Source organism: Gemmata palustris, from assembly GCF_017939745.1.
Classification (GTDB): Bacteria; Planctomycetota; Planctomycetia; order Gemmatales; family Gemmataceae; genus Gemmata; species Gemmata palustris.
In genome coordinates, this window is sequence record NZ_JAGKQQ010000001.1 from 766,241 (window position 1) to 783,433 (window position 17,193).

Annotated in this window: 12 protein-coding genes; 10 read left to right on the top strand and 2 right to left on the bottom strand. The window is 65.6% G+C overall.

The features are described 5' to 3' along the window. Nucleotides 1–71 precede the first annotated feature (71 nt). The 5 genes from J8F10_RS03080 to J8F10_RS03100 all read left to right on the top strand — a co-directional run bounded on the left by J8F10_RS03080 (nucleotide 72) and on the right by J8F10_RS03100 (nucleotide 6,951). Nucleotides 72–1,979 (top strand): complex I subunit 4 family protein, encoded by a 1,908-nt coding sequence (locus J8F10_RS03080; RefSeq protein WP_210652416.1) that lies wholly within the window; start codon nucleotides 72–74, stop codon nucleotides 1,977–1,979. 138 nt (nucleotides 1,980–2,117) lie between these two features. Further along, nucleotides 2,118–3,692: an NADH-quinone oxidoreductase subunit N gene (locus J8F10_RS03085; protein WP_210652417.1), complete on the top strand. Its 1,575-nt coding sequence runs from the start codon at nucleotides 2,118–2,120 to the stop codon at nucleotides 3,690–3,692. A 291-nt stretch (nucleotides 3,693–3,983) separates the two neighbouring features. Continuing rightward, entirely contained in the window at nucleotides 3,984–5,309 is a 1,326-nt protein-coding gene (locus J8F10_RS03090) for a DUF1501 domain-containing protein (RefSeq protein WP_210652418.1), read from the top strand. Nucleotides 5,310–5,388: 79 nt separating this feature from the next. After that, complete coding sequence (locus tag J8F10_RS03095; protein WP_210652419.1) at nucleotides 5,389–6,492, top strand: DUF2252 family protein; 1,104 nt, start codon at nucleotides 5,389–5,391, stop codon at nucleotides 6,490–6,492. Nucleotides 6,493–6,609: 117 nt separating this feature from the next. Further along, entirely contained in the window at nucleotides 6,610–6,951 is a 342-nt protein-coding gene (locus J8F10_RS03100; protein ID WP_210652420.1) for a hypothetical protein, read from the top strand. Between the two features lie 72 nt (nucleotides 6,952–7,023). Here the strand turns inward: J8F10_RS03100 and fdhD are convergent, their stop codons facing one another. Continuing rightward, entirely contained in the window at nucleotides 7,024–7,854 is an 831-nt protein-coding gene (fdhD, locus tag J8F10_RS03105) for a formate dehydrogenase accessory sulfurtransferase FdhD (protein WP_210652421.1), read from the bottom strand. A gap of 155 nt (nucleotides 7,855–8,009) precedes the next feature. Continuing rightward, nucleotides 8,010–10,358: an FdhF/YdeP family oxidoreductase gene (locus J8F10_RS03110; RefSeq protein WP_246522833.1), complete on the bottom strand. Its 2,349-nt coding sequence runs from the start codon at nucleotides 10,356–10,358 to the stop codon at nucleotides 8,010–8,012. Between the two features lie 132 nt (nucleotides 10,359–10,490). Between J8F10_RS03110 and J8F10_RS03115 the strand changes: the two genes are divergently transcribed. From J8F10_RS03115 to upp, 5 genes are all read left to right on the top strand, one after another. Then, nucleotides 10,491–11,042 carry a thioredoxin family protein gene (locus J8F10_RS03115; protein ID WP_210652422.1) on the top strand — a complete coding sequence of 184 codons (552 nt, stop codon included), beginning with the start codon at nucleotides 10,491–10,493 and terminating at the stop codon, nucleotides 11,040–11,042. Between the two features lie 100 nt (nucleotides 11,043–11,142). Then, complete coding sequence (locus tag J8F10_RS03120) at nucleotides 11,143–14,064, top strand: aldolase/citrate lyase family protein (RefSeq protein WP_210652423.1); 2,922 nt, start codon at nucleotides 11,143–11,145, stop codon at nucleotides 14,062–14,064. Nucleotides 14,065–14,437: 373 nt separating this feature from the next. Next, entirely contained in the window at nucleotides 14,438–15,751 is a 1,314-nt protein-coding gene (locus tag J8F10_RS03125) for a thymidine phosphorylase (protein ID WP_210652424.1), read from the top strand. Beyond that, nucleotides 15,748–16,149: a cytidine deaminase gene (locus J8F10_RS03130; RefSeq protein WP_210652425.1), complete on the top strand. Its 402-nt coding sequence runs from the start codon at nucleotides 15,748–15,750 to the stop codon at nucleotides 16,147–16,149. Before J8F10_RS03125 ends, J8F10_RS03130 begins: the two co-directional genes overlap by 4 nt. Nucleotides 16,150–16,158: 9 nt before the next feature. Next, nucleotides 16,159–16,788 (top strand): uracil phosphoribosyltransferase, encoded by a 630-nt coding sequence (upp, locus tag J8F10_RS03135; RefSeq protein ID WP_210652426.1) that lies wholly within the window; start codon nucleotides 16,159–16,161, stop codon nucleotides 16,786–16,788. Nucleotides 16,789–17,193 lie beyond the last annotated feature (405 nt).

Below are 17,193 nucleotides of genomic sequence, written 5' to 3' on the forward strand. Positions count from 1 at the left end.
TGATGGGTCCGGCCCGTGGGCGGCTCGCTCTCTTGACTTGGCACCGGAACCGGGGATCTGGGACTAACGAGATGTCCACTTACGCCGTCATCCGCGTGCTGGTTCTGCTGCTGGTGGTGCTGCCGCTCGCGTCGGCGGTGATCGTGCCGGCGTTCGGGCGGTTCGCGCGCCGGGTTGCACTCGTGCTCGCGCTGGTCCACCTCGGTTTGACCGCGGCCGTGGTCACGATCGCGATCCCGTTCCTCGACGAGCACGCCAAACGCGAGAGCTCGCAGCGGGGCGACGTGTTCGCGCCGCAGTTCCATCCCGAGTTCGTACCCGGCGACCCCGGGGCCAAAAACGATAGCGCGGAAGCTCGCACGACGTGGACGCTGTTCAGCCTTTCAAACAAGAAACTCGCGCCCGGTAAACCCGGCCCGAACGTGCAGCTCTACATCGGCATCGACGGGCTCAACTTGTGGCTCGTGGTGCTCGCCAGCCTCATGCTGATCCCGGTCATCCTGGTGTCGTGGGAGTCCGTAAAGGAGAAACCGGGGGCCTTCTTCGGGTGGCTCTTCTTGCTCCAGGCGGGCGTGATCGGCGCGTTCCTCTCGTTCGACGTGGTGCTCTTCTACATCTTCTTCGAGTTGACGCTGATTCCGTCGTTCTTCCTCATCGGGAAGTGGGGCGTGGGGTCCGGGCGGCGCGACGCGGCCCGCAAGTTCTTCCTGTACACCCTCGCCGGGAGCTTGCTCACACTCGTCGGGGTGATCGGCGTCGTTCTTACGAACCCGAGCCCGGACGGGACCATCACGTTCTCGATCCCGCAACTGATGCTGAACGTCCAGCACGGGTTGCACGACGCGCACCAGAAGGCGCTCGCCGGTGACGGCGCGGATCTGGCCGCGAAGCAGGGCACGCAGTTCTGGCTCTTTATTGCGCTGATGGCCGGGTTCATGGTGAAGGTTCCGATCTGGCCGTTCCACACGTGGCTGCCCTCGGCCTACGGCGAGGCCCCGATCGGCGTGACGGTGATGCTCTCGGCGCTCATGGCGAAGCTCGGCACGTTCGGCATCCTGCGGCTCGTGCTGCCCCTCGTGCCGGACGCGGCGATCGCCTACGGGTTGCCCGCGATCGGCGGGTTCGCGGCGTTCGGTATTGTGTACGCGGCGCTGTGCGCCTACGCCTCCAAAGACATCAAGATGGTGATCGCGTACAGCTCCGTGTCGCACCTGGGGTTCCTGGTGCTGGGACTGTTCGCGTTCAACAAAGAGGGGCTGTCGGGAGCGGTGCTGCACATGGTGAACCACGGGCTGAGCACGGGGGCACTGTTCGCCGCGCTCGCGTTCCTGGTCGACCGCTACAAGACGACTGAGATCGCGAAGTTCGGTGGGCTCATGGGCCGGTACCCGAACTACGCGGTCCTCGTGTTCGTGCTCTGCCTAGCGAGCGTCGGGCTCCCAGGCTTGAACAACTTCGTGAGCGAAATGCTGATGCTCGGCGGGCTGTTCGACGCCCGCAACCCGGGCGTTCACCGCCTCGGGCTCGCCGTCATCGCGGCGTTCGGCGTCTTCCTGAGCGCGTGGTACACGTTCACGATGCTCCAGAAGGTGTTCTTCAACCCGTCGAAGGAGCCGGAACTGGTGCCCGGCGCGGCCGCGCACGATGTGAGCCGGCGCGAGTTCTTCGCGTTCGGCTCGCTCGCCGGGCTGTGTTTGGTCCTCGGGCTGTTCCCGCTCCCGCTCCTCGACACGATGAAACAGGACGTCCGCGTGCTGTCGATCATCGGCGACACCGCCCGTGCCCGTGTTCAAGGTGTGCCCTACGTGTACATTGACGAGCAACCGCCGCTCCCTCCCGCACCAATCGCCCCCATTGACATTGATAAAGGTGGGAAAGGCGCTCCGCCGCTCGGTGGGGGGAAAGGTGCGATCCCGCCCGGCGGTGGAGCTAAAGGCGGTGGGAAGGGTGGCAAAGGCAAAGGTGCTTCCCTCGAATAGCGGACCGGTTCGGGGCGACATTGAGCCCCGGGCGCCCCGGATCAGCAGACACACCCGAGGACGAAAAGACAGGGACCAGAAGGCGGACACGCTCGGCGCGGACCCCTGATTTCTGCTCCCTGAACTGCGGTACCCCTCATGACCGACCCGCTTCTGCAACAGACACTGAAGGGCGTGTTCCGACTCGCCGTGCCCGAGATCGCGCTCATCGGTACGGCGTGCGTCGTGTTCCTGTTCGGCTGCCTGCACAACCGGCGGTGGTTGTGGTTCACGGTGTCGCTGATCGGCGTCGTCGCGGCCGCGGTCCTCGCCGCGACAGTCCAGACGGAAGTACCGCCGCTCCTCACCGTCGCGCCCCTCGTCCCGGACGGGACCGCGGCGTTCGTTCGCTGGGTCACTCTGATTACGGTCGCGGTGCTCCTCTTCGTGTCGTGGGCGGAAGTGGACCGCACGAACGCGGCCGAATATTACGGCTGTCTGCTCGTCGCCGCGGCCGGGGTGTCGCTCGTCGGGCGCGCGAACGATCTCATTACGCTGTTCCTCTCGCTCGAACTGCTCTCGATCCCGACGTACATCCTGCTGTACCTCCCGGCGCGCAACAAACTGAACCAGGAAGCCGCCGCGAAGTATTTCCTCCTGAGCGTGATGTCGTCGGCCGTCATGCTGTTCGGCTTCAGCTACCTCTACGGGCTGACCGGGAGCACGAACCTCACGGTAATTACTGACGCGCTGACCAAGGCGCACACCGACGCGCTGAACCCGATGGCGCTCGTCGGCGCGGTACTGGTGATCGCCGCGATCGGGTTCCGCATCACCGCGGTGCCGTTCCACTTCTACGCCCCGGACGTGTACGAGGGGGCGCCGGCGGGCGTGGTGGCGCAACTCGCGTTCTTCCCGAAGCTGGCCGGGTTCATCGCCCTGGCCCGCCTCCTGGGGCTGGTCGGCGCTGACGTGCGGCACATCCCGTTCGATGCGAACACGCAACTGCCGCTACTGCTCTGGATTCTGGCCGCGATGACGATGTGCATCGGCAACGTGCTGGCCCTCTTGCAGGACAACGTGCGCCGGATGCTCGCGTACTCGAGCGTCGCGCACGGCGGGTACATGCTCATGGGCATCGTGATCGCGAGTTCGCTCCCGGACGCGACCGGGCAACCCGGTGTGGGCGGAATGGACGCGCTCCTCGTTTACCTCGTCGCCTACGGCATGATGACGATCGGGTCGTTCGCGGTGATTCTGTTCCTCGGCACCCCCGAGCGGCCGGTCGAATCCATCGACGACCTCGCGGGCGCGGGGCAGTCGCACCCGGTCTCGGCCGGCGCGATGACCGTGTTCCTGTTCAGCCTAATCGGGTTGCCACTTACGGCCGGTTTTACTGGGAAGTTCCTGCTGTTCGTTGGTGCCTTCAGCGCTCCGACACACACACCGGCGATGCGGAACCTGTACCAGGTTATGGCCGTGATTGCCGCAATCAACGCGGCCGTCGGCGCGTATTACTACCTCCGCGTGGTGGGGGTGATGTACCTGCGGACGCCGCTCCGCCCCGCGACCCGGGCACGGGCGGTCCCCACGTTCGTGGCCGCGGTCACGCTCGCGGCCGCAACTCTCTTCTTCGGCATCTACCCCGAACCGATCGTGCGTGCGGCACGAAAGGCCGCGCCCGTTCCCGTCGCTCCGGCACAAAAGGCGACCGCAGAACTCGGTACGAAGTAGCATTCAGCGGTTCCGAAAGCGCTTGCTCGGGCCGCGCTGTAACAGCCCGGAGCTTTCCCGACCGCAGAGCAACGCCCGTCAACACATTGTTGACGGGCGTTGCTGTTTTGCGGCCCCAATTCTCCCACTACCCGCACCGAAGCATTTCTCAGCGACGCGGATCGGTGTTTCTTCAATCGCGGAGATATTAGTTCCATTATTGTTTGACGCGAGGGACCAATTGGCAAACCATATGGTCGGGGGGATCGGAACCGACCTCGAACCGAAACGGGATGCCAGGGGACCGACGCGATGAACGTCGAACACGGGTTCACTCGGCGGCGATTGCTGGAACTCGGCGCGCTGGGCACCCGCTTCGCGGGTTTGGCGCGCGTGCGGGCCGCGGACCCGCCCGTTGCGATTGCGCCGAAACGCACCATCCGCTCGTGCATCCTGGTTTTCTTCTACGGCGGTCCGAGCCACCTCGACACGTTCGACCCGAAACCCAACGCCCCGGCGGAGGTGCGCGGCGAGTACCGCACGATCGGTACCGCCGTTCCCGGCGTCCGGGTGAGCGAGCACTTGCCGCGCATGGCGCGCGTTCTGGACCGCGTCGCCCTGGTTCGCGGGTTGCACCACCCGATGCGGAACCACAACTCCGCGGCGGCCGAAGCGCTCACCGGGCGCACCCCGGCGGGCGGCGACCAGGAACTACTCGCCGACGACCCGCGCGGCATCCCGACGCTCGGCTCGGCCGTGAGTTTCGCACTCGGCGCGCGGGCCGGTAGCCTGCCTTACGTCGCGCTCCCCTACACGATTTACAACGTCGTGCAACTGCCGGGGCAGACGCCCGGGCTGCTCGGCGGGGCGTTCGACCGGTTCCAGGTGACCGGCGACCCGAACGCGCCCGACTTTCGCATCGCCGCCTTCGAGAACGCGACCGAACTGGGTGCCCGCGCCGAACTGTTGCGCGGGCTCGACCGGTCCGCGCTGCCCGGTCCCGTCGCGCAGGCCGCGGTCAGCCGCGACCGCGCCGTGCGCCTACTCGCGAACCCGGACGTTCGGCGCCTGTTCGACATCCACAAAGAACCCCAGCGCGTGCGCGACCGCTACGGGCGGCACCTGTTGGGGCAAAGTCTCCTGCTCGCGCGCCGACTGGTCGAGGGCGGGGTGAACTTCGTCACGGCGTTCGACGGGCGGACCAACGGCCAGGACGCGAACTGGGACAGCCACGAGAAACTGTTCCCGCGGCACCGTCAGTTGATTCCGCCGGCCGATCAAGCGCTGTCGGCTTTAATCGAGGACCTGGGAGCGCGCGGGCTGCTCGACTCGACGCTGGTGCTGGCGCTGAGCGAGTTCGGGCGCACGCCGAAGATCAACGGCAGTGCCGGGCGCGACCACTGGCCCGACTGCTACACCGCGCTCGTGGCCGGCGGCGGGGTGACCGGCGGCGCGGTGCTCGGTTCGAGCGACAAGATCGGAGCGTACCCGGCGACCGATCCGGTGACGCCCGCCGATCTCGCTGCGACGGTCTTCTGGCGGTTCGGGATCGACCCCGCGACCGAGGTGCGCGACCAGACCGCGCGCCCGTTCCGCTTGAGCGAAGGGGAACCGGTCCGGACCCTGTTCGGAGGGTAGCGCGGGGCGCGGTGCAATCGTGTGCTCCCCAGCGCCCGGGGTACCGTGAGCGCGTCGCACCAGGGAAAGTGAGGCCCCGTTGATTAACATCGTCACCGCGACGCAGGATTACGAAGCCTGGCTCGCCCGGTTCTTTCCGCTCTTCGCCCCGGACCTCGCGTACAAGCGCGAGCGGATGGCCGATCCCGACGACCCGTTCCCATTTTTCCGCGGCACTTATTACCGCTGGCCCGTGGTGTGGGCCGCGACGTGTCCGGAACTAGTGAGCGCCCCGCGCGTCCCCGCCGCGGGCGACCTCCACGTCGAGAACTTCGGCACCTGGCGGGACGTGGACGGGCGGTTGTGTTGGGGAGTGAACGATTTCGACGAGGCCGATACGTTGCCGTACACGAGCGACCTCGTTCGGCTCGCGACCAGCGCCCGACTCGCGCGCCGGTCCGGCGCCCTCGACATGAAAACGAGTGACGCCTGTCGCGTAATTTTGGACGGGTACCGCGACGCGCTCGCGGCCGGCGGAACCCCGTTCGTACTCGAGGAACACCACCCGGCCATCCGCACGATGGGGATGGCGAGCGAACGTGCCCCGGTTCGCTTCTGGGCCAAACTCACGAAGTTGCTCGATGAACCGGTCGTTGATCCCCCGGCCGCGGCCCGCGACGCGCTGGTTCGCGAGCTCCCGTCGGACGGCCGGGCGCCCGCGTTTCGCTTCCGTGCCCGCGCCGGGATGGGCAGTCTGGGGCGCCCGCGCTTCGTCGCACTTTTGGAGTGGCGCGGCGGGTGGATGTGTCGCGAGGCAAAAGCGCTCGCCCCGCCGGCGACCGAGTGGGCATCGGGGTCGCGGGGAACCGGTTCGTCCAAACTGGCCGAAGTTGTCGAGAAGGCGGTCCGCGCGCCGGACCCGTTCTACCGGGTCGAAGGGGGGTGGGTGATTCGCCGGCTCGCGCCCCGGTGCTCCCGGATCGAACTCGACCACTTGAAGAAGGTCGACGCGGGGCGCGTACTAGCGGCGATGGGAGCGGAGACGGCGAACGTCCACCTGGGCGCGCCCGGGGCCGGGGCCGAGGTGCTGCGGCACGTGGTACGGCTCCCGAGCGGGTGGTTCGAGAGGGCCGCGAAAGACATGGCGAGCGCGGTGGAGCGCGACTGGCAGGCGTGGCGGTCCGCCCGGCGCCCGAAAACGTAACGGAACCACAACCATTTCCAACACGCTCTTGCTTCGCCGCGTTCCGCTTGTTCAAATACTCCTCGACTCGTCGCTCGTGCCCCGCGCCGAGCGATTCCCTTAATACGGTATCTCCTCATGCCCCTTCTTCCCGTGAATCACTTCACTTGGCAGTGCCTCCGAACGGTCAAGCGGAGCAAGAAGCCCCTGACCGGGCGCGCGCTGCGGTTGGTCCCCAGCCGCCGAACCAAGGACGGAACGTTTTTGACCGAAATGGTTGAACTGGGGTTGTTGACGCGCGCGGCCGGGACCGCCGCCGCGCCCTTTGACGCGACCTATTTGCTCACGGAACAGGGCGAGTACGCGGCCGAGTACGGCGAGTGCGAGATGCCCGTGAAGCCGAGGGCCGTGGAACCGGTCGCGGCCGAGCGGCCGAAGAAGACCAAGAAGGTCAAAAGCGCCGGGCGCGGGAGCAAGTAGCACGGAGTTTCAATCCGGGGTGCCGGACCGACCTCGGCCACGGGCGCGAGGCGGTTCGGCTCCCCTCGACTCTCACGCGGTGACGCGGTCCGGGTTCGCGTAAATGTTCATGCCCGAAGCGCGGAGAAAGCCGATCAGCGTGATGCCGAACTGTTCGGCGAGGTCCACCGCGAACGAGGACGGTGCCCCGACCGCGGCCACGATCGGAATTCCCGCGGCGATCGCTTTCTGTACCAACTCGTAGCTGACGCGCCCCGACACGAGCAGCACGCGGTCCGCGAGCGGCACGTCCCCGCGGTCCAGCGCCCAGCCGACGAGCTTGTCCAGCGCGTTGTGCCGACCCACGTCTTCGCGCACCTCGATGAGCGCCCCGTCCGCCGTGAACAGCCCGGAAGCGTGAACGCCACCCGTGCGCGCGAACGCGGGCTGGGCGGCGCGCAAGCGATCCGGGAGGGCCGTCAGGGTAGCAGAGGAAACGGTGAGAGGCGAGTGCGTTGGGGTTCCGCGCACTTCAATAGACGCGATCGATTTCTTCCCGCAGATGCCGCAACTGGAACTGCTGTAGAACAGGCGGTCGCCGTCGAACACGCGCCGCGAGACCATCAACTGCACTTCTACCACGTTCCCGCGCTCTCTGTCGCTCGCGACCGCCGGGCGCTGAATCGAGATGATGTCGTCCGCGTCGGCGATCACGCCTTCGCCGAACAGGAAGCCTGTGACCAGTTCCTCGTCGTGCCCGGGGGTGCGCATCAGCACGGTCACCGGCTTGCCACCGATGCGCACTTCGAGGGGCGCTTCAACCGCGACCGCGTCGGCGCGCTCGGTCCCCGCGCTGTCGCTGCGCAGCGTGAGAACGCGAACGGGCGCGCACGCTGCGCGGATGTCTGCGTCCCGCGTTTGCATCAAATCGCCCTCGCTCCCAGGCGCGTCGGGGTGCGCTTGTGTTACTTATTTGTCTTCTGTAGCCGGCCTCTGTGGGGCCAGCCCTGCCGGTTGTGGCGCCCGGCCCCACAGAGGCCGGCTACAGACGGAAATAACAAGTGCGGCCTCGCCCGGAATCAATTCGCGCTGCGGGCGACTGTAACCGCGACGAACTTCGAGGTCGGGGTGTTGCTGATGTCGGCGGTGCTGTTGAGTGGCACCAGTACGTTCGTTTCGGGGAAGTACGTCGCGCAGCAGCCCGGCGGTATGTCGTACTCCACCACGATGAAGTGTCGGGCGACCCGCTGGTCGCCGTGGAAGTGACTGGTCAGGTCCACCACGGCGCCCGCGGTGAGATCGGCTGCACGAATATCAGCCGTGTTCATGAGTACGACCCGGCGCTCGTTTTTGATACCGCGGTACCGGTCATCAAGCCCGTAAACCGTCGTGTTGAACTGATCGTGCGTGCGGATCGTCATCATCACCAGTTGGCCCGGTTCGACGCCCACCTCGTGCAACGGGTGCGAGGTGAACCGCGCCTTGCCCGTATCCGTGGGGAACGAACCTTCGCGGGGGCTGTTCGGCAGATAGAACCCGCCCGGTTGCCGCGCACGGGCGTTGTAGTCCTGGAACCCGGGAATCACGCGCTCGATCCGCTCCCGGATCAGGTCGTAATCGGCCGCGAGTTCGCGCCACGGTACGGACGAGTGCTCCCCGAGGGTCGCTTCCGCGAGCCGGGCGATGACCGCTACTTCGCTGAGTAAGTGGGGCGATGCCGGCACGAGCGACCCGCGCGACATCTGCACCACGCCCATCGAGTTCTCGGTGGTGACGAACTGCTCTTTACCGTTCTGCGTGTCGCGCTCGGTGCGTCCCAGACACGGCAGGATGAGGGCCGTGCGTCCGGTGACGAGGTGCGAACGGTTCAGTTTGATCGAGACGTGAACCGTCAGCCGGCAGTTCTTCAGCGCCGCGCCGGTCACTTCGGTGTCGGGCGTGGCCGAGAGGAAGTTCCCGCCCATCGCGAAGAACACCTTCGCGCGCCCGTCGCGCATCGCGTGGATCGCTTCGACGGTGTCGAAGCCGTGCTTCGGTGGCGGCGTGAAGTTGAATTCCTGGCCGAGTGCGTCGAGAAACCACACGGCCGGTTTCTCGAAAATACCCATCGTGCGGTCGCCCTGCACGTTCGAGTGCCCGCGCACGGGACACAACCCGGCGCCCGGCTTGCCGATGCTCCCGCGCATCAGCAGCAGATTGACGACCTCCTGAATCGTTGCGACCGCGTGCTTGTGCTGGGTCAGACCCATCGCCCAGCACGCGATGATCCGTTCGTTCGCCGCGACTAGGTCCGCGAACTGCTCGATTGCATCGCGCGCGATGCCACTCTGCGCGGTGATCTGCTCCCACGACGCTTCGGTGAGGGTCGCGGCGAAGGCATCGAAGCCGTCCGTCTTTTCTGCGATGAACACCCGGTCGAGTGCCGTTCCGCGCTCGACGAGGGCCTTCATCACTCCCTTGAGTAGCGCCTGGTCGCCGCCGATGCGGACTTGGAGGTAGAGATCGGCGAGCGGGGTGCCGAACCCGAGCATCCCTCGGACTTCTTGCGGGTTCCTGAACGCCAGGAGCCCGGCTTCTTTTAGAGGGTTAATCGCGACGATCTTCGAGCCCGCGCGCTTCGCGGCTTGGAGCGCGGTGAGCATCCGCGGGTGATTCGTGCCCGGGTTCTGGCCCAGGATGAGAATGAGTTGCGACTTCTCGAAGTCTTCGAGTTTCACCGTGCCCTTACCAATGCCGACCGAGGGCACGAGCGCGCTGCCCGACGACTCGTGGCACATGTTCGAGCAGTCGGGCAGGTTGTTCGTGCCGAACTGCCGGACGAAGAGCTGGTACAGGAACGCGGCCTCGTTGGACGTGCGGCCCGACGTGTAGAAGAGGGCTTCGTCCGGCGACGCGAGCGCGTTGAGTTCCTCCGCGACGAGCTTGAACGCCTCGTCCCAACTGATCGGTTCGTAGTGTCGAGTGCCGGGGCGCAGTACGAGCGGTTCGGTGAGCCGCCCCTGTTGCCCGTGCCAGTAGTCGGACTCCTTCGCCAGTTCATCAATGGAGTGCGTGCGGAAGAACTCGGAAGTCAGGCGCCGAGTGTCCGCTTCCCACGCGACGGCTTTCGCGCCATTCTCGCAGAACTCGGTGAACGAGCGGTGGGCGTCCGGGTCCGGCCACGCGCAACTCGGGCAATCCAGGCCCTGCGCTTGGTTCAGAGTGGTGAGCGCGCGTAGCCCTTGCCGAATGCCGGCGGTTCCGAAGACGTGCCCGAGCGACACGACCACAGCCGTGGCCCCGGCCGCCGCCGTTTTCGGCTTCGAGAGTTTGAGTCCGGTAAACTCTTCGGGGCACAGGGCCTCCGGTGCGGGCTGCGGCGGCTGGTCCGCGGGGCCGCCACTTGCGGAGGGGTTCGGTTCGTGGTCCATGTCGGTCCCTTCGGGCATGGAGAGCTACCTTTCTTTGTAACCGGTCCGCGCGCCGATGGGAATGCGCGGGGACTCGGTAGTTCGGGTTGACGCGCTTATGGTGGGGCGGGTATCCCCCGCGCATTCGGAACGCGAGCAAGGATGCCGCACATGTCGCGAACGCTGTTTTCCACCCCCATCGTCCTGGTTCTCGTGCCGGTCGCATGCCTCTTCGGTTCGTGTGGTACAGCGTCCGCGCAGGACGTGAAATGGCGCACCGATTACACGGCGGCGCGGAAGGAAGCGACCGAAACCGGGCGCGCCCTGTTGCTCGATTTCGGCACCGAAGCCTGTTTCTGGTGCAAGAAACTTGACGCGACCACGTTCCGCGATCCGAAGGTGGCCAAACTGCTCAACGAGCGATTCATCCCGGTGAAAGTTGATGCCCAGAAGCACCGACAATTGACCGACGCACTCGGAATCGAGAGCTACCCGACGCTGGTTCTTGCGTCCGCCGAGGGAAAGGTGATCGGTCGGCACGTCGGCTACGCGGACGTGGCGCAACTCACCGCGCTGTTGAACAAGGCGCCGGCTCCGGCCCCTGTTCCCGTTGCGGCTATGGCACCGTTGACCGACGCGGACAAACAACGGCGGACGAAAGAGGAAATCGACACGGGTCTAGCCGCAATTCTTCCGGGGATCACTGCGGCCCTCGATCGCTGAATGTTCCGGTTCGTTATTGCTCCGCACATTACTTTCTTGCGTCTCACTCCGCGCGCGGATATCACTCTCCCATCTCTCCCGCGCGCACTGATGATGCACCATGAAGACCGCGGCCTGCCGCACACTTCGCAACGCGCTCGCTTCCGACCGACCCACGTTCGGGTTGTGGGTCACGCTCGATTCACCCGCAGTCACCGAGATGGCCGTTGCGCTCGGAATGGATTGGGTCGTCATTGATGCGGAACACGGGCACCTCGACTGGAAAGAGATCGCAGAACACGTCCGCGCGACCGTGCGGAGCGAAACCGTCGCGCTCGTGCGCCTCGCGGAACTCAATGGCGGGCTCATCAAGCGCGCCCTCGATATCGGTGCCGATGGCGTCGTGATTCCGTGGGTTGAAAGTGCGGAGCAACTGACCGAGGCCGTGCGTTTCGCGCGGTACCCGCTCGACGGGGTACGCGGGATCGGTGCGGAACGCGCGACCGCGTGGGGACAGGCGCTCGCCGAACACGCGGGCGAGGCGAACGAGCACGTCTTCGTTGTGCCCATTATCGAGACGGTGAGAGGGGGACAGAACGTTCAGGCCATGAGTGCGGTTGATGGTGTTGATCTCTTCTGGTTCGGCCCCGCGGACTATTCGGCATCGGCGGGGCACCGCGGGCAGTGGGAAGGGCCAGGGGTCGCCGACGAAATCCTTCGCATGAAGGACGTGCTCCGTGCTGCGGGGAAGCACTGCGGGGTGGTCGGCACCAGTGATGAGAATGTTCAACTGCGCGTGCAACAGGGCTTTCGCGCGGTCGGCCTCGGTATGGACGCGGGACTATTGCTGCGTTCGCTGCGCGCGTCACTTGCGGCCGTGGGGCGCGACCGCGCGATACGTGCGGACCTTTCGTGTGACGCGCATACCCCCGAACCCGTCCGAGGAGCGCTTGGTCCGCACTCAAACGCGAAGCCGTTCCGCGTGGCGCTCACGGGCGACTTCTTCAATGCGGACGGCAGCACGAAGTACCGTGACATCGGGCTCGATCGGTTCCGCGGAACGGCCGTTGAAGTCGAATCGTTCGCGGAACACCGCGCGGAGGTCGGGGCGAATCAACTCGCCGGCGCGAACGGCGTGATCGTGCTGACCCCGCGCGTGACCGTTGCGAGCTTACTCAATACGCCCGACTTGCTTGCGGTGGGGCGGTTCGGGGTCGGCTACGACAGCGTGGATGTGGGTGCTTGCACTGCGGCCGACGTGCTGCTGTTCATCGCGACCGGCGCGGTCGATCGCCCCGTGGCCGAGGCGACCGTCGGCTGGATGCTGGCCCTTTGTCACCACGTCCGCACGAAGGACCGATTGGTTCGCGAAGCGTCGTGGGACGCCCGTAGCGGGTACATGGGGAGCGAACTCCGCGACCGCACGGTCGGCATAATCGGCTTCGGCGGCATTGGCCGGGCGCTGGTGAAGTTGCTCGCGGGCTTCGGGATGAACGCGCCGCTCGTGTTCGACCCGTTCGTGAACCCCGTGGACGCGGCGAAACACGGCGCGCGGTCGGTCGGCCTGGACGAACTCCTCGCGGAAGCCGATTTCGTTTCGGTTCACTGCCCGCTCACCGACGGCACGCGGAACTTGATCGGCGCACGCGAACTCGCGCTCATGAAGCCGACCGCGTACCTGCTCAACACCGCGCGCGGCGGAATCGTAGACGAATCGGCGCTTGAAGCCGCTCTCCGCGAGAACCGAATTGCGGGCGCTGCCCTCGATTGCTTCGTCAACGAACCGCTCACCGCACCCCCCCGTTCGCACATCTCGATAACGTGCTACTCGCGCCGCACAGCATCGCGTGGACGGATGAGCTCTTTCGCGACATCGGGCGCGTGGTCTGTGACGGTATGCGCGCGCTGGCCGAGGGGCGCGTGCCGCGCGGTGTGGTCAACCGCGAGGTGCTCGAGCGCCCCAGTTTTCAAGCGAAGTGGAAGCGGATCATCAGTTAGTTCGGCCCTCTCCCATCGGAGCCTCCCCATGCGACGAACCGTTTTGCTGCTCCTGCTCCTAGCGAACCCTGCAAGCGCGGCCGATCCGATCGTGCCGCCGGACGCGAAACTGGAGAAGGTTTTCGACGGTGGGTTTGTTCTTGCGGAGGGCGTCGCGGTCGCGCCCGACGGGATGGTGTACTTCAGCGACATCACGTTCACGCCCGTCGCGAAGGCGGCCAAGCAGCCGCTCGAAGCCGGACACATCTGGAAGTACAACCCCAAGACCGGCAAAACGGAAATCTTCCGGTCGCCGAGCGGCATGTCGAACGGGCTGAAGTTCGATGCGGAGGGCCACTTGCTCGCGGCCGAGGGCGCGGACTTCGGCGGGCGCCGACTGACGCGCACCGATATGAAGACCGGAAAGGCATACATCGTCGCGGGGGAGTTCGACGACAAGCCGCTGAACTCGCCGAACGACATCACGATCGACGAGAAGGGCCGCATCTACTTCAGTGACCCGCGGTACGTCGGTAACGAGCCCGTGGACCAGCCGATTCAGGCCGTTTACCGCGTCGATACCGATGGCACGATTCACCGCATCATCACGGACGCGGGCAAGCCGAACGGTGTGGCGATTTCGCCCGATCAGAAGACGCTGTACGTCGTGAGCAACGACAACGGCACCACTGGCATCGGCCGGCTGGACGAGAAGAAGGAGCCGGCGAAGAAGGGCGCGATGGCGCTGATGGCATACGATCTCGCTTCTGACGGCACCGCCAAGTTCCGCAAAACACTGGTTGACTACGCCCCACAAGACGGCCCGGACGGGTTGATTTGCGATAAGGCCGGTAACCTTTTCGTGGCAGTGCGCGACGTGACGCGACCCGGTATTTACGTGTACTCGCCCGAGGGTAAAGAGATCGGGTACATCAAGACCGAGGTGCCCACGAACGTCGGTTTCGCACGCGGGGCCGATGCGAACGTGCTGTACATCACGGCCGGAAAGAGCGTGTACCGCATGAAACTGAACACGGAGGGCTATCACCTTCCGCCGAAGAAGTAACTCAGCGTGTGGCGCTCCGCGTGCCACTCGCACCAGGAAACGGGAACGCCGCGGGGCTTCAGACCGCGGCGCTTCGTGCTCGGCGCAACTTCCGAACTATCAGCTTGGGTGGGGGTAGTATGTGCCCCCGAGTGTCCGAGGTCAAGCGGACTCAAACGTGTCCACGCCACCCCTCGTCTGTCTATTATTCGTCACCCGTCCGAACTTGACGGTAAGCGCAAAACAACGCGGTCCGGGAGTGATCCCGGACCGTTCGCGTTCCCTCTGAACCTGGGGCGCCGAACGCGCCCGGCAACCCGAACGTGAAGTGTTGGCCCCACCAGTGCGAAAGGGGTATGCTTGTCTTCGCTGCACGGAGCCGCGAGGAGAGCCCATGCGACCCGGCGATGTAATTCAAACGAAGCGCGACGGCGGTACACTGTCGCCGGAGCAAATCGACGCATTCGTGAGCGCGGCCGCCCGGCTCGAAGGGAGCGGGTGGGAGAAGTACCACCTCACCGCACTCCTGATGGCGATCTACTTGAACGACATGACGCCCGGTGAGGCGGCTCACCTCACGCGGGCGATGGCCGATTCGGGCAAGCGCCTCGATCTTTCCGACATTGAGGGGCCGAAGGTCGATAAGCACAGTACGGGCGGGGTCGGCGATAAAACGTCGCTGATACTCGGTCCGCTCGCGGCGGCGTGCGGGGTGATCGTGCCGATGATGTCCGGGCGCGGATTGGGGCACTCCGGCGGTACGCTCGACAAGCTCGAATCGATCCCCGGTTTCAACGTCCACCTGAGTGAAACTGAGTTCCGCGCCGCGCTCAAGAACGTGGGCCTGGGCATGATCGGGCAGACCGCGGACGTCGCGCCGGCCGACAAAACGCTGTACGCGCTGCGCGACGTGACCGCGACCGTGGAGAGCATTCCCCTAATTACCGCGTCCATCCTGAGTAAGAAGCTGTCGGAAGGCATTTCGGGCTTGGTGATGGATGTGAAGAGCGGGCGCGGAGCGTTCATGAAGACCCGCGCTCGGGCACGAGCGCTCGCCGATTCCATCGTGAAGGTCGGCACCGCGAACGGACTGAAGGTGAGCGCCTTTATCACCGCAATGGACGCCCCGTTGGGCAGGTTCGTGGGCAACGCGCTCGAAGTGGTCGAATCCATCGAAACACTGAAGGGCAACGGCCCGAAGGACTTGACCGAACTCTCGGTGAAACTCGCCGCGCGCATGGTGCGGATCGCTTTTGGTGCGCCCGACGACACAAAGCCGGAAGCGCTGGTGCGCGAGGCGCTCGCGACCGGTACGGGACTCGACGTGTTCCGCAAGTGCATCGAGCAACAGGGCGGCGATCCTCGGGTGATCGATGACTATTCGCGCCTCCCTTCGACCGATGCGACCGTTCACGTGAACACGGCCCGGACCGGTTACATCACCGCCATCGATGCGGAGAAGGTCGGGATCGCGGCGCGGGTGCTCGGCGGCGGACGCAGCCGCGCGGAAGACGCCATCGACCCTGCGGTCGGAATCATCGTGCGAGCGAAGCTCGGCGAGCGCGTCACGTCCCGAGACGCGGTGTTCGATGTCCACTATCGTGACGACGCGAAGCTCGCTCTCTCGCTCCCGCTCCTGGCAGAAGCGTTCCAAGTGGGTGATGCGCCACCGGCGGACGAGCCGCTGATTTTAGAGGAACTCGCGTGACCGATCCGCTGGTCGCGGCCGCAACTGCCGCGCGCGAAAAAGCGTTCGCGCCGTTCTCGAAGTTCCGGGTGGGTGCCGCACTCGAAACTCCAGACGGTACGATCGTTCGCGGGTGCAACGTCGAGAGCGCGAGCTACGGGCTCACGATGTGCGCGGAACGGGTCGCGATCTTCCGCGGCGTGGCCGACGGCTTTCAGTGCTTCACGCGCGTGGCCGTCGTCACCGACACCGCGACACCGACGCCCCCGTGCGGCGCGTGCCGCCAGTTACTTTGGGAGTTCGCGCCGGGCGCCGAGGTGCTCCTGGCCAACCTCAAGGGCGACGTCGTGACGTGGACCGTGCGCGACCTGATCCCCGGCGCGTTTGATGCAAAGCAACTCGGCGAACCCGGAGCTTGAGGCGTTCTGATGCCCGCACCCGTTTATGTTTCGACGCACCCGCTGATCCAACACAAACTCGCGCGCCTCCGGGACGCGGACACGCGGCCGCCGGAGTTCCGCGAGCTGGTCGCGTCGATCTCGCGCGGGCTGCTCTTCGAGGCGACGCGCGACCTGCGCCTCGCGCCGGTGAGCGTACAAACGCCGCTCACGGAAACGACGTGCCACCGGATCGCGGACCGCGTGGGCTTCATTCCGGTTCTGCGGGCCGGGCTTGGAATGGCCGAAGCGATGCTCGAAGCGCTCCCGGAAGCGGCCGTGTGGCACCTGGGCCTTTACCGCGACCACGCGACACTCAAGCCGGTGACGTACTACAACAAGCTGCCGCCGAAGCCGGACATGGACGTCGGCATCGTGCTCGACCCGATGCTCGCGACCGGTGGGAGCGCGATCGCGGCGCTCGATATTTTGAGGAAGACCGGTACCCCACGCCTGATGTTCGTTGGACTTATTGCTGCGCCCGAGGGCGTGGCCGCGTTGCAAGCCGCGCACCCCGATGTCCCCCTCTTTCTCGCCGCCCTCGATTCCAGACTGAACGAAGTTGGTTACATCGTGCCCGGCCTCGGCGACGCGGGCGATCGACAGTTCGGGACCGCTTGAATCATTCAAACAGATAGCTGGGCTAGTGAAGGGACACCCCGGAAATCAAACGCTTTCCGGCATCCCCAAGCGGTTCATTGGGTCTTCGTGTGACCGCCCGGCTAACAGATGCTAACATTTTGGGAGCTTCCGCGATCCGCGCGGGGCGGCACCGGGCAATCAACGCACAAGTTGTTGATGTTTCTGGACTTCCGGGGAACACGCTGTTCCTCCCGGCCACTCGGATAGCCACACGCGGCTAACAATTTGCCGTTCTAGTGTGGTTCCGAACGGCACCCAAGGTCTCCAACCACTACTCGGTCCAAAAACACAAAGTGCTCCACGGTTTGTTTAGCTCAATAGCCACCCCAATTATACGCAAGTGAACAAGCGGATACAAATGATTTGATCCGCGTCGCCAAGAAG